This is a genomic window from Pseudomonas sp. P5_B2 (assembly GCF_056400445.1).
Genome location: NZ_JBFULH010000088.1, coordinates 1 through 13430 on the forward strand (window position 1 = coordinate 1; position 13430 = coordinate 13430).

At 61.2% G+C, this 13430-nt stretch carries 8 protein-coding genes; 1 reads left to right on the forward strand and 7 read right to left on the reverse strand.

Translation table 11 applies throughout. The features are described 5' to 3' along the window. Positions 1 to 431: 431 nt before the first annotated feature. From AC1DRJ_RS10690 to AC1DRJ_RS10720, 7 genes are all read right to left on the reverse strand, one after another. Positions 432 to 2072: a BatD family protein gene (locus AC1DRJ_RS10690; protein WP_477802105.1), complete on the reverse strand. Its 1641-nt coding sequence runs from the start codon at positions 2070 to 2072 to the stop codon at positions 432 to 434. Beyond that, complete coding sequence (locus tag AC1DRJ_RS10695) at positions 2069 to 3808, reverse strand: tetratricopeptide repeat protein (RefSeq protein WP_477802106.1); 1740 nt, start codon at positions 3806 to 3808, stop codon at positions 2069 to 2071. The genes AC1DRJ_RS10690 and AC1DRJ_RS10695 overlap by 4 nt, the downstream gene beginning before the upstream one ends. After that, positions 3805 to 4884, reverse strand: coding sequence for a vWA domain-containing protein (locus AC1DRJ_RS10700; protein ID WP_477802107.1), 1080 nt, complete (start codon positions 4882 to 4884; stop codon positions 3805 to 3807). The genes AC1DRJ_RS10695 and AC1DRJ_RS10700 overlap by 4 nt, the downstream gene beginning before the upstream one ends. Next, positions 4877 to 5371 (reverse strand): DUF4381 domain-containing protein, encoded by a 495-nt coding sequence (locus AC1DRJ_RS10705; protein WP_477802108.1) that lies wholly within the window; start codon positions 5369 to 5371, stop codon positions 4877 to 4879. The genes AC1DRJ_RS10700 and AC1DRJ_RS10705 overlap by 8 nt, the downstream gene beginning before the upstream one ends. Continuing rightward, on the reverse strand, positions 5368 to 6312 hold the full coding sequence (locus AC1DRJ_RS10710) for a DUF58 domain-containing protein (protein WP_477802109.1): 945 nt from the start codon (positions 6310 to 6312) through the stop codon (positions 5368 to 5370). Before AC1DRJ_RS10710 ends, AC1DRJ_RS10705 begins: the two co-directional genes overlap by 4 nt. A gap of 5 nt (positions 6313 to 6317) precedes the next feature. Beyond that, on the reverse strand, positions 6318 to 7277 hold the full coding sequence (locus AC1DRJ_RS10715) for an AAA family ATPase (RefSeq protein ID WP_027923426.1): 960 nt from the start codon (positions 7275 to 7277) through the stop codon (positions 6318 to 6320). A gap of 285 nt (positions 7278 to 7562) precedes the next feature. Continuing rightward, positions 7563 to 7916 (reverse strand): hypothetical protein, encoded by a 354-nt coding sequence (locus AC1DRJ_RS10720; RefSeq protein ID WP_477802110.1) that lies wholly within the window; start codon positions 7914 to 7916, stop codon positions 7563 to 7565. A gap of 503 nt (positions 7917 to 8419) precedes the next feature. Between AC1DRJ_RS10720 and AC1DRJ_RS10725 the strand changes: the two genes are divergently transcribed. After that, on the forward strand, positions 8420 to 13318 hold the full coding sequence (locus AC1DRJ_RS10725) for an NAD-glutamate dehydrogenase (RefSeq protein WP_477802111.1): 4899 nt from the start codon (positions 8420 to 8422) through the stop codon (positions 13316 to 13318). The last annotated feature ends 112 nt before the right edge of the window (positions 13319 to 13430 follow it).

Below are 13430 nucleotides of genomic sequence, written 5' to 3' on the forward strand. Positions count from 1 at the left end.
GGGGGGGTGCGCCGGCAAACTTTGTAGCAGCTGGCGAAGCCTGCGTCCGGCTACGTAGCAGTCGTAATTCCTGCTGACGCGGTTTGTCTGAAACACCGCATACGCAGCCTCGCGCTGCTCGGCAGCTGCTACAGGGGATGATTGTTTTGGGGGTGCGCCGGCAACTTTGTAGCAGCTGGCGAAGCCTGCGTCCGGCTACGTAGCAGTCGTAATTCCTGCTGACGCGGTTTGCCTGAAACACCGCATACGCAGCCTCGCGCTGCTCGGCAGCTGCTACAGGGGATGTTGTTTTGGGGGTGCGCCGGCAACTTTGTAGCAGCTGGCGAAGCCTGCGTCCGGCTGCGAAGCAGTCGTAATTTCTGCTGACGCGGTTTGCCTGAAACACCGCATACGCAGCCTCGCGCTGCTCGGCAGCTGCTACAGGGCGGTGGTTATTTGGGGTACAACGGCGGCAAGCTGGTATCACTCACCGGGTCCTGAACCCGTTCGGCAATCGGGATCGCCTTGATCGCCCGCCACAGTTCTTCGCCTTGCCAGTGTTGGCCGGTTTCGCTGTAGAGCGCGCCGTTCAGACCGTCGAGGGCATCGGACAAGGGCACGAAGCGGGCGGCCATGTCGGCCAGGGTTTCCGGCTGTTGCCGCGCCCAGGCGTCGAGCGCCTGGCGGGTGGCGTGGGAGTCGTTCGCCAGGCAGGCGCGCTTGAGCTCGTCGAGGACGGTGCGCGGACTCGGGCCGGTCTGCGTGGCACGCGATTTCGCCGGTTGCCAGCGGGCACGCCACCAGAGGCCGAAGCCGAGGAGGGTGGTGCAGGCGAGGATCAGCGTGCTGAGTTTCCAGCGCCGCAGGGTTTCATTGTCGGCAGCGGAATTGACTTGAGGGCTCGCTGCGGGTGTGTCGACCACCATGCTCGGGTTGTTGGCGACTTGCAGGGTGCGCGCCGGCAGGCTGCTGTGTTCCAGGTGATCTTCGAAGGTGTTCCACCAGACCACCTCCACCGCCGGCAACTCGATTGCACCGCTACGGGTGGGGACGAGGGCTTCGCGGTCTTCGCGACTGCCGATCAAACCGCGTTCACTGCTTTGGTTGCTCAGTACCGGTTGATCCGGATAGCGTCGCAAGCCATTGATGTCGGTGGCCGGCAGCGGCGGCAGTTGCGAACTGGACAGGCCTTCAACCCTGAGGATCAGGCTGCGGGTCAGCGAGTCGCCCACCTGGGCGTGGTCCGGCTCCGGGTTCCAGCTTTCGCTCAGCGTCACGCTGCGGGCCGGTAGCCAGGGCAGGTCGGCAGGGTAGGTGAGGGGTTTGGCTTTGACCGTCAGCGAAATGGGCGTGGAGCTGACGCGCATCAGTTTGCCGGATTTCGGCACTTGGGCCGCAGCGTCCTGTGCGGGCTGGGCATCGACCAGAGTGGCACTGAAGATCTGCGCCGGAATGACCAGTTCGCCGCTGTGTTGCGGATAGATCGCGTAGCGCATTTCAATCACGCCATGGCGCAGACCGTTGATGACTTTTTCGTAGGTGCGCGACTCGCCCAGTGGTTCGATACGTGCGTCGGGCACCTGCAAGGGGGGCAGGCTGCTGTCGTCGTACAGCGACACGGAATGGTAGATGCGCAAGGTCAAGACGGCCTGGGCTTGCACGTACACACTGCTCTGATCGAGGCTCGCTTCGATAAACACCGGGGCCAGTCTGGTTGCGGTGTCCTGGCTTTCGCTCTCGACTACTTGCAACGTGATGGGTTGGCTCTGCGCCTCGCCCAGTTGCAATGACGGAATGGTCACGCTGCCGTTTGCCCTGGGCAGCAAGGTGATGATCCAGCGCGTGGTCGCGCGGTTGTCGCCACTGAGGGTGTTCAGTTGGTTGACCTGGCGGGTGCCGCGCACTTCGAACAGCGGCTCCAGTGGCGTCAGGTCCGGCTTGCCAAACTGGGTCACGTCACTGGATTCGAGGGTCAGTTCGACCGTCTCACCGGTATTCAGGCGACTGCGATCAACATTGGCCACAAGCTCCGACGCCTGGGCCTGAACGGCGCAGAACAGGAGGGCCCATAGGTAGAAGGTGAAGCGGGTCATCGAATTTTTCCCTGATCCTGATGTTGTTGCTGTTCGTACCAGAATTTGCGCCTGAGCAGCTCACCCGGATCATCCGGAATCTTGCGCAGCCATTGCTCCAGCGCCTGACGCTGTTCACCTTCGATCGTGTCGCTGGCCGGGCGCTGCGGTGGCCTGGTGCTTTGTTCGTCTGCCAACTCGCTGCCCGGAACTTCATTGGCACCCGGCTGCGGCGGCGCGGTAGCCTGTTGTTCGGTGTCCGGTGTGGCCTGTTGCGCATCGGTTTTCGTATCGCCGGTGCTCGTAGGTTGCGTGGCTGCTCCCGGCGACTGTTCCTGCTCGGCGTTCTGCGCTTCGCTATCGTCGGTGGAATCCGGCTCAACCGGCGGCGGAGTGAGTTCCTGCTTGAGCAGACTTTCCACCAGCGCTTTGTTGGTCAGGGCCGGGCGCAAATCCGGTTGAAGGTCCAACGCCTGTTCGTAGGCATCCAACGCGGCTTCCAACTCCCCGCTTTTGGCCAGGGCATTGCCACGATTGTAGTGGGCGTGGGCGTCACTGCCTTCGGCGAACCGCTGGGCGGCGCCACTGTAGTCGCCAGCTTGATACAGCGCCACACCTTGCCATTGTGGGTCCTGGAAATACTGCGCAGCCCTGGCCGGATGGTTTCGCTTGAGCAGGTGAAGACCCCGTTGATCAGGGCGCAACCACAAGTCTTCGAAGTCAAAGGCGTAACTCGGTTGCGGCAGCGCAAACAGCAGCGGCAGGCAGAACAACCAGCCGCGCCGCCCGGCACAGGCCGCCAATAGCAACAGCGGCAGCAACAGCCAGTAACCCTGGTCGGCCCAGGCATCGAGACGCAACATTTGGCCATCGTTGCGCAACGCGCGCGGGCCATCGAGCAGGCCGAGCGCGCGCAGGTCGCTGTCATCCAGCCGTGCCTGACGGTACTGTCCGCCAAGATCGTTGGCGAAAGCTTTGAGGCTTGAGTTGTCCAGACGCGGCACTAGAATCGCGCCTTCTTTGTCCTTGAGGAAGCTGCCGTCTTCCTGCGCTACCGGGGCACCTTCGTCGGTGCCGATGCCGAGCATCAGAAATTGCGTCGAATGCCCATCCAATGCCTGACGGATGCCTTGGCGTTCCTGCTCGGTCAGGGTGGAGCCGATCAGCAGAATCCGCCCATCGCCCAAAGCGGCTTGATTGAGCAAGGCCAGGGCTTTGTTCACCGCGAAATCGGCCCGATGGCCAGTCTCAGGCATCAGCGAAGGTTTCAGCGCGTCCAGCAGGTTGCCACTGGTCGAGAGGTCATCCGACAGCGGCACCAACGTGTGTGCGCTTCCTGAGTAGACGACGATGGCCGTTTGCGCGTCGCTGCGCACTTGCAGCAGGTCAAACAGCTTGCGTCGCGCCTGTTCCAGGCGGTTCGGCACCACGTCGGTGGCGAGCATTTCCGGGGTCAGTTCCAGCACCACGACCAGCGGGTCGGCAGGCTTCTGACTGGTCTGTTCGACTCGTTGCCAGCTTGGCCCCAGCAGCGCCAGAACGGTGAGCAGCCAAGCCAGCCCGAGCACGACCCACGGCAGCTTGCTGTCGCGTCCGTTACCCCCACTGAGCAATGCGGCGTGAAAGGCCGGCGGCAGAATCATCTGCCAGCGCCCGGCACGCTTTTGCCGGTGCCAGAGTTGCCACAGTAGCCATGCCAGCAGGGGCAACACCAGCAGCCACCAGGGGCGGAACCAGAAAGGCCAGAGTACGCTCATCGGCGTCTCCGCAGGCGCAGGCGCTTGAGTCGCTGGCGCCAGTCAGGCAGGGGGGATTGCAAGAACAGATCCTTGGTCAACAGGCGATGCAGCAGGTTATCCGGCCAACGCTCACGCATCACCAGCAGCATGCTCAACCACAGCGTCAACGCCAGCGGCCAGTGGTACAACGCTTGGGCCGGACGGGCCTGGGTGGGTTGTTGCGTGACGGGCTCGAGTTTGTCGAGGGTGTCCTTGATGGTTTGCAGTTCGTTGCCGTCATGGGCGCGGAAATACTGGCCGCCGGTGGCGGCGGCGATGGCTTTCAACGCCGGTTCGTCGAGGTCCAGGCTCGGGTTGACGCCCAGAAAGCTCAGCGTGCCACTGTCTTCCGGGTTGGCCCCAACACCGATGGGGTAGATTTTCACCCCTTCGTTAGCCGCCAGGCGCGCCGCGGTCAGCGGGTCGATTTCACCGCCGTTGTTGGCGCCGTCCGTGACCAGAATCAGTACACGGCTCTGGGCCGGACGCAGGCGCAAGCGTTTAAGGGCCAGGCCGATGGCATCGCCGATGGCGGTGTTCTTGCCGGCGATGCCGATCCGCGCTTCGTCGAGCCATACCCGCACGGTGTGCCGGTCGAAGGTCAGCGGTGCTTGCAGATACGCCTGGCTGCCGAACAGGATCAGGCCGACTCGATCACCGTCGCGGCTTTCGAGGAAATCGCCGAGTAAATGCTGCACGAGGCTCAAACGGCTGACGTCCTCGTTTTGCCACTTCATATCGGGGAAATCCATCGAGCCGGACACGTCTACCGCAACCAGCAAATCGCGGCCACTGGCCGCAATCGGCAGCGGTTCACCCAGCCATTGCGGGCGCGCGGCGGCGATCAACAGCAACAGCCACAGCAGTATGAACGGTGCCTGCTGGCGCCAGGCCGGCAGGTTTGCCCGGGCGCGGCGGCGGGTCAGGCCTTCGAGGTCACTCAGGAACGTGACTTTGAGCGCCGGCTCGCCGCTGTCGGCCACCGGCAACAACACACGCATCAACCACGGCAAGGGCAGCAAGGCAAACACCCACGGCCAGGCGAACTCAAACATGTTTGCGAATCCAGGTGTCGACGGCTTGGGTCAGGCCCGCGATGGCCTTGTCGTCGAGTTTGCATTCGGGTTTGTAGGCGCCTTCAACCAGCACCATCCAGCGTGTCAGGCCGGCCGCCGGGCAGCGGTTGTCGAGAAACGCCAGCCATTTGCGCCCGTTGAGTGTGTGGCTCTGGCTATAGGGGTAGTGATTACGACACAGGCGTTTGAGCAAACCATTGAGCTGCTGTAACCAGGCGCCGGCCGGTGCGCCGTCGTACGGTTTGGGCATCCGTGCCAGTTCGGCCAGCGCGGCGACGCGCACCGGGTCCAACGGCTGTTCGGCGCGAACGATAGGGCGTTTGCGTGCCATCAAGTGGCGCACCCGCCACAGGCCAAAACCAATCAGAGGCAGCAATAAAAGCAACAACCACCAACCCGGCGCGGGAGGCCAGAACTCGATGGGCGGCGGGGTGATCAGCGGCTGCAATTGGTCGAGGCTGCTCATCGACCTTTCCCCGGTTTCTGTGGGTTCAGGTACTCGCGCAGTTGCTCGACCATCTCGCTCTGGGTGGTCAATGGCATCAGCAATACGCGCAGTTTTTGTGCAAGCAATTCCCAACGGGCGATGCGCGCTTCGGCTTGCGCGCGATAGGTCTGGCGCAGGTCGAAATTCAGGGTGTCGAGTTCCAGTTGCGCGCCACGTTCGGCAAATCGCAGCAAGCCGGCGGCGGGCAGGGCGTGGTCCAGAGGATCGGACACGGGCAGCAGCAACAGATCGCAATGGCGTGACAGCAGGCTCAGTTGCTGTTCGGAACCTTCGGTCAAGGCGCGCTCGTCGCAGATCACGATGACCAGACTGCCGGGCCGCAACACTTCTCGCGCCCGACGCAGTGCCAGGTTGAGGGTGTCACGGTTATGCTCGGTTTCGGTGTGTAAGGATTGATTGACCCGCACCAGTCGGTTAAGCAATTGCAGCAGGCTTTGTTTGCTGCGTCGGGGTTTGATTTCGTAGTGCTCATTGTCGCCGAACACCAGCCCGCCCACCCGATCGTTATGGCCCAGCGCGGCCCAGCCAATCAGGCTGGCGGCCTGGGCGGCGAGGACCGATTTGAACATCAGGCCCGAGCTGAAAAACAGCCGGCAGCTTTGCTCGACCATGATGAAAATCGGCCGCTCGCGCTCTTCATGAAACAGCTTGGTATGCGGCTCTTGAGTGCGTGCGGTCACGCGCCAGTCGATGGTGCGCACATCGTCACCGGCCTGATAAACCCGCACCTGGTCGAAGTCCACACCGCGTCCGCGAAATTTGGAGTGGTGCAGGCCGATCAGCGGGCTGCGCTGGCTCGGTGTGGAAAACAACTGCACTTCACGCACGCGATGGCGCATCTCGATCAGCTCGGCGAGGCTGACACGGATGCCCGGCTCGGGCGGCAGATTGGCGTTCATCGGGGTCAAGCGACGGCTACGACGTCGAGAATCCGCTGGACCACCCGGTCCTGGTCGATGCCGGCGGCTTCGGCTTCGAAGGACAGAATGATGCGGTGACGCAGCACGTCAAACAGCACGGCTTGAATGTCCTCCGGGCTGACAAAGTCGCGACCGGCCAGCCAGGCGTGGGCCCGGGCGCAACGGTCCAGCGCAATGGAACCGCGAGGGCTGGCACCGTAGGCAATCCAGTCGGCCATCTCCGGGTCGAACTTGCCGGGGTTGCGCGTGGCCATGACCAGTTGCACCAGGTATTCCTCCACGGCGTCGGCCATGTACAAACCGAGGATTTCCTTGCGCGCGGCGAAGATCGCCTGCTGGCTGACCCGGCGTTCCGGTTTGGTTTCGCCATTCAGGGCCTCGCCACGGGCTTGTTGCAAAATCTTGCGTTCAACCGCCGCGTCCGGGAAGCCGATTTTCACGTGCATCAGGAAGCGGTCCAGTTGCGCTTCGGGCAGCGGGTAGGTGCCTTCCTGCTCAATCGGGTTTTGCGTCGCCATCACCAGAAACAGCGGCGACAGTTCATAGGTGCTGCGCCCGACGCTCACCTGGCGCTCGGCCATGGCTTCCAGTAGCGCTGACTGAACCTTGGCCGGGGCGCGGTTGATTTCGTCCGCCAGCACCAGGTTGTGGAAGATCGGGCCTTGCTGGAAGACAAAGCTGCCGGTTTCCGGGCGATAGATTTCCGTGCCGGTAATGTCGGCAGGCAACAGGTCGGGGGTGAACTGGATTCGGTGGAACTGTGCTTCGATCCCTTCGGCAAGCTCTTTGATGGCCTTGGTCTTGGCCAGGCCCGGGGCGCCTTCGACCAGCATGTGGCCGTCGGCAAGCAACGCGATGAGCAAGCGCTCGATGAGTTTTTCCTGGCCGAGAATCTGCGTTGAAAGAAAGGTTCGCAGCGCGAGCAGCGCTTCACGATGTTCCATCGGTGACTGTTCCTGGAGAAGGTGGCCGAAGGCGTTCAAATAACGCTTGGGCTGGGGGCGTTACTTTAATCCATCGCGGGGGGCGGCGACTAACGGCATTTTGTGCAAAGTGCGGGAAATGATTGGCGAAAATGTCTGAAATTTGTCCCGGTCGGAAGTCGGCTCCGTTCTCCGGGCCTCTTCGCGAGCAAGCCCGCTCCCACAATCAACCGAGTTCTGTCATGAGAATGCCGTCGAATGTGGGAGCGGGCTTGCTCGCGAAGGCGTCAGTCCCAGCGCTGAGATCTAAAGCTGGCTTATATAGGTGCCAGTTCCCTTGAGGATGTTCTGCAGGGTTTCCTCAATTTCAGCCAAATCACCGGCATCCGTGTTGTGAATGATTTCCAGAGAATCATCCCCGTTCAGCACATCCACATCCGCCGCTGCGATTTCGATCAGCAGGCGGGTAGGGCTGAGGGTGACTTTTACGCCGTCCAGGGTCGAAGGCTCGTCGTCGAGGGTGATTTCCAGTTCGTCTTCGTCCGGGTAGCGGGTCATCAGGAACATTTCGCCCTGATCGCTGTGGCAGCAGAGCATGGCCATGTTGTCTTCCTCGTCATCGCAAGGGTTCACAATCAAGAGGGCGGTGGTCATTTGCATGGGGCAATTCCTGGCTCGGCGAGCATGGTGAAGACGAACAAAACACAATTCTGCCAGCACAAGGGAATTTCTGCTCGGATGAGTGTCAGAGGAGGGCCGTGGACACTTTGATTGTTACTGGTCATTTCTGGCACGAGGGTGCCGGAAACCGGGGATAAAACGCCCGTTTTTGCCCACGGCTGCTAGTGTTGTTCAAGGCGTATGCCGCCAGCTGCGTACCGATGACCGAATATGTCGCAGCACCGCAAGCATGGGCCTTGCCGCACTCGTTAAGCTGCGCAACGGATGAGCACCTGTAAAGGCATTGCGCTGCACGCAGTCCAGTCGTTTTTGCAGATGCCCATTCATGGAAGGTGAATGTGACCCGAGTGTCTCGTCCAGCTTCACCCACCTGTCCCCCTGTTTCCTCTGCCCGAGAATCAGGAACAGGGTGACGGATCGCCCCGAAAGGGGTTTTGCACGCGACGCTTCCATCAATAACAAGCCCAAGCGGAGTACCACAGATGGCGTTCTTCACCGCAGCCAGCAAAGCCGACTTCCAGCACCAACTGCAAGCGGCACTGGCACAGCACATCAGTGAACAGGCACTGCCACAAGTGGCGCTGTTCGCTGAACAATTCTTCGGCATCATTTCCCTCGACGAGCTGACCCAACGTCGGTTGTCCGACCTCGCCGGCTGCACCCTTTCTGCGTGGCGCCTGCTTGAGCGTTTCGATCACGCGCAACCGCAAGTGCGCGTCTACAACCCGGATTACGAACGCCACGGCTGGCAGTCGACCCACACCGCGGTCGAAGTGCTGCACCACGACCTGCCATTCCTGGTCGACTCGGTGCGTACCGAGCTGAACCGTCGCGGCTACAGCATTCATACCCTGCAAACCACTGTGCTGAGCGTACGTCGCGGTAGCAAAGGCGAGTTGCTGGAAATCCTGCCGAAAGGCACCCAGGGCGAAGACATTCTTCAAGAATCGCTGATGTACCTGGAAATCGACCGTTGCGCCAACACGGCCGAGCTCAATGTCCTGAGCAAAGAGTTGGAACAGGTGCTCGGTGAAGTCCGCGTCGCGGTCGCCGATTTCGAGCCGATGAAAGCCAAGGTTCAGGAAATCCTGACCGGCCTGGACAACAGCCAGTACGCGGTCGACGGCGAAGAAAAAGCCGAAATCAAAAGCTTCCTGGAATGGCTGGTGGGCAACCACTTCACGTTCCTGGGCTACGAAGAGTTCGTGGTTCGCGATGAAGCCGACGGCGGCCACATCGTCTACGACCAGGATTCCTTCCTGGGCTTGACCAAACTGCTGCGCACCGGCCTGACCTACGATGACCTGCGCATCGAAGACTATGCCGTGAACTACCTGCGCGAACCGACTCTGTTGTCGTTCGCCAAGGCCGCGCACCCAAGCCGTGTACACCGTCCGGCTTACCCGGATTACGTGTCGATCCGTGAAATCGATGCCGACGGCAACGTCATCAAGGAATGCCGTTTCATGGGCCTGTACACCTCCTCGGTGTATGGCGAGAGCGTGCGGGTTATTCCGTACATCCGCCGCAAGGTCGAAGAAATCGAACGCCGTTCCGGCTTCCAGGCCAAGGCTCACCTGGGCAAGGAACTGGCGCAGGTGGTCGAAGTGCTACCGCGCGATGATCTGTTCCAGACCCCGGTTGACGAATTGTTCAGCACCGTGATGTCGATCGTGCAGATCCAGGAACGCAACAAGATCCGCGTGTTCCTGCGCAAAGACCCGTACGGCCGTTTCTGCTACTGCCTGGCTTACGTGCCACGTGATATCTACTCCACCGAAGTGCGCCAGAAAATCCAGCAAGTGCTGATGGATCGCCTGAAAGCCTCGGATTGCGAGTTCTGGACGTTCTTCTCCGAATCCGTGCTGGCGCGCGTGCAATTGATCCTGCGCGTCGACCCGAAAAACCGTCTCGACATCGACCCGGTTCTTCTGGAAAAAGAAGTGGTACAAGCTTGCCGCAGCTGGAAGGACGACTACGCCAGTCTCGTGGTTGAAAGCTTCGGCGAAGCCCACGGCACCAACGTGCTGGCSGACTTCCCSAAAGGCTTCCCGGCCGGYTACCGCGAGCGYTTCGCYGCCCACTCGGCAGTGGTCGACATGCAACACCTGCTGAGCTTGAACGAAAAAAATCCATTGGTGATGAGCTTCTATCAGCCACTGGGTCAGGTGTCCGGCCAACGCATGCTGCACTGCAAGCTGTATCACGCTGATACGCCGCTGGCGTTGTCCGATGTGTTGCCGATTCTGGAAAACCTCGGCCTGCGCGTGCTGGGTGAATTCCCGTATCGCCTGCGTCACACCAATGGCCGCGAGTTCTGGATTCACGATTTCGCGTTCACGGCTGCCGAAGGCCTGGAACTCGACATTCAGCAACTCAACGACACCTTGCAGGACGCGTTCGTCCACATCGTGCGTGGCGATGCCGAGAACGATGCGTTCAACCGCCTGGTGCTGACCGCCGGTCTGCCGTGGCGCGACGTCGCGCTGCTGCGTGCTTATGCACGCTACATGAAGCAGATTCGTCTGGGCTTCGACCTGGGCTACATTGCCAGCACCCTGAACAACCACACCGACATCGCTCGCGAGTTGACCCGGTTGTTCAAGACCCGTTTCTACCTGGCACGCAAGCTGTCCGGCGATGATCTGGAAGACAAGCAGCAACGTCTGGAACACGCGATCATCGCCGCCCTGGACGAAGTCCAGGTTCTGAACGAAGACCGCATCCTGCGTCGCTACCTGGACCTGATCAAGGCCACCCTGCGCACCAACTTCTACCAGACCGATGCGAACGGCAAGAACAAGTCCTACTTCAGCTTCAAGTTCAACCCGCACCAGATTCCAGAGCTGCCGAAGCCAGTACCGAAGTTCGAAATCTTCGTTTACTCGCCTCGCGTCGAAGGCGTGCACCTGCGCTTCGGTAACGTGGCACGTGGTGGTCTGCGCTGGTCCGACCGTGAAGAAGACTTCCGCACCGAAGTCCTGGGCCTCGTGAAAGCCCAGCAAGTGAAGAACTCGGTCATCGTGCCGGTGGGCGCGAAGGGCGGCTTCCTGCCGCGTCGCCTGCCACTGGGCGGCAGCCGTGACGAGATTGCCGCCGAGGGCATCGCCTGCTACCGCATCTTCATTTCGGGCCTGTTGGACATCACCGACAACCTGAAAGACGGCGTGCTGGTTCCGCCGGCCAACGTCGTGCGTCATGACGACGATGACCCGTACCTGGTGGTTGCGGCGGACAAGGGCACTGCGACCTTCTCCGACATCGCCAACGGTATCGCCATCGACTACGGTTTCTGGCTGGGTGACGCGTTCGCTTCCGGCGGTTCCGCCGGTTACGACCACAAGAAGATGGGCATTACCGCCAAAGGCGCGTGGGTTGGCGTTCAACGTCACTTCCGTGAACGCGGCATCAACGTCCAGAAAGACAGCATCACTGTGGTCGGCGTCGGCGACATGGCCGGTGACGTATTCGGTAACGGTTTGTTGATGTCCGAGACGCTGCAACTAGTGGCTGCGTTCAACCACCTGCACATCTTCATCGACCCGAATCCGGAGCCGGCCAACAGCTTCGCTGAACGTCAGCGTCTGTTCGACCTGCCACGTTCGGCCTGGTCGGATTACGACACCAGCATCATGTCCGAAGGCGGCGGGATCTTCTCCCGTAGCGCGAAAAGCATCGCGATTTCCCCGCAGATGAAAGAGCGCTTCGACATTCAGGCCGACAAGCTGACCCCGACCGAACTGCTCAATGCCTTGCTCAAGGCACCGGTAGACCTGTTGTGGAACGGCGGTATCGGTACGTACGTCAAAGCCAGCAGTGAAAGCCACGCCGATGTCGGCGACAAGGCCAACGATGCACTGCGTGTAAACGGCAACGAACTGCGCTGCAAAGTCGTGGGCGAGGGCGGTAACCTCGGGATGACCCAACTGGGTCGTGTCGAATTCGGTCTGAATGGTGGCGGTTCCAACACCGACTTCATCGACAACGCCGGTGGCGTGGACTGCTCCGACCACGAAGTGAACATCAAGATCCTGCTGAACGAAGTGGTTCACGCCGGTGACATGACCGACAAGCAACGTAATCAGTTGCTGGCGAGCATGACCGACGAAGTCGGCAATCTGGTGCTGGGCAACAACTACAAGCAGACTCAGGCTTTGTCCCTGGCTGCGCGTCGTGCATTGCCGCGTATCGCTGAATACAAGCGTCTGATGAACGATCTGGAAAGCCGTGGCAAGCTGGATCGCGCCATCGAGTTCCTGCCGGCGGAAGAAGCCATCAACGAGCGCGTCGCGGAAGGCCACGGCCTGACACGTGCCGAGCTGTCGGTGCTGATCTCCTACAGCAAGATCGACCTCAAGGAAGCGCTACTCAACTCCTTGGTACCGGACGACGACTACCTGACCCGCGACATGGAAACCGCTTTCCCGCCAACCCTGGTGAGCAAGTTCTCCGCCGCCATGCGTCGTCACCGTCTGAAGCGCGAAATCGTCAGCACCCAGATCGCCAACGACCTGGTCAACCACATGGGCATCACCTTCGTTCAACGACTCAAAGAGTCGACCGGCATGAGCCCGGCGAACGTGGCGGGTGCTTATGTGATCGTGCGTGACATTTTCCACCTCCCGCACTGGTTCCGTCAGATCGAAGCCCTGGATTATCAGGTTTCCGCCGACGTACAACTGGAGCTGATGGACGAGCTGATGCGTCTGGGCCGCCGCGCCACGCGCTGGTTCCTGCGCAGCCGTCGCAACGAGCAGAACGCCGCTCGTGACGTCGCGCACTTCGGTCCACATCTGGCAGCGCTGGGCCTCAAGCTCGACGAACTGCTGGAAGGCCCGACCCGCGAGGGCTGGCAGACCCGCTATCAGGCCTACGTCGCAGCTGGCGTACCTGAGTTACTGGCGCGCATGGTTGCAGGCACCACTCACCTGTACACCTTGCTGCCGATCATCGAAGCGTCGGACGTGACCGGCCAGAACGCAGCAGACGTCGCGAAGGCTTACTTCGCCGTCGGCAGCGCGCTGGACATCACCTGGTACCTGCAACAGATCAGCGCTCTGCCGGTTGAAAACAACTGGCAGGCCCTGGCCCGTGAAGCGTTCCGTGATGACGTCGACTGGCAACAACGTGYGATCACCATCTCCGTCCTGCAACAGGGCGATGGCACTCAGGACGTGGAAACACGCCTTTCGCTGTGGATGGAAGCGCACGAAGGCATGATCGAACGCTGGCGCGCCATGCTGGTGGAACTGCGTGCCGCCAGCGGTACGGACTACGCCATGTACGCGGTGGCCAACCGTGAGCTGCTGGACCTGGCGTTGAGCGGGCAAGCGGTGGTGACTGCCGCTGCTGCCAGCGAAGAGCTGGAGCCGGCTGCCTGATCAGGCGCTGAATGAAAAAAACCCCGTCTCGTGAGAGGCGGGGTTTTTTTTGCGGTTTTTTTCTGTGACTGATCTGGCCCTATCGCGAGCAGGCTCGCTCCCACATTGGAAT

What these genes read in the sequence shown, in the direction of transcription:
- AC1DRJ_RS10690 (WP_477802105.1), bottom strand. Translation starts at nt 2,072, where the DNA reads ATGACCCGCTTCACCTTCTACCTATGGGCCCTCCTGTTCTGCGCCGTT.
- AC1DRJ_RS10695 (WP_477802106.1), bottom strand. Translation starts at nt 3,808, where the DNA reads ATGAGCGTACTCTGGCCTTTCTGGTTCCGCCCCTGGTGGCTGCTGGTG.
- AC1DRJ_RS10700 (WP_477802107.1), bottom strand. Translation starts at nt 4,884, where the DNA reads ATGTTTGAGTTCGCCTGGCCGTGGGTGTTTGCCTTGCTGCCCTTGCCG.
- AC1DRJ_RS10705 (WP_477802108.1), bottom strand. Translation starts at nt 5,371, where the DNA reads ATGAGCAGCCTCGACCAATTGCAGCCGCTGATCACCCCGCCGCCCATC.
- AC1DRJ_RS10710 (WP_477802109.1), bottom strand. Translation starts at nt 6,312, where the DNA reads ATGAACGCCAATCTGCCGCCCGAGCCGGGCATCCGTGTCAGCCTCGCC.
- AC1DRJ_RS10715 (WP_027923426.1), bottom strand. Translation starts at nt 7,277, where the DNA reads ATGGAACATCGTGAAGCGCTGCTCGCGCTGCGAACCTTTCTTTCAACG.
- AC1DRJ_RS10720 (WP_477802110.1), bottom strand. Translation starts at nt 7,916, where the DNA reads ATGCAAATGACCACCGCCCTCTTGATTGTGAACCCTTGCGATGACGAG.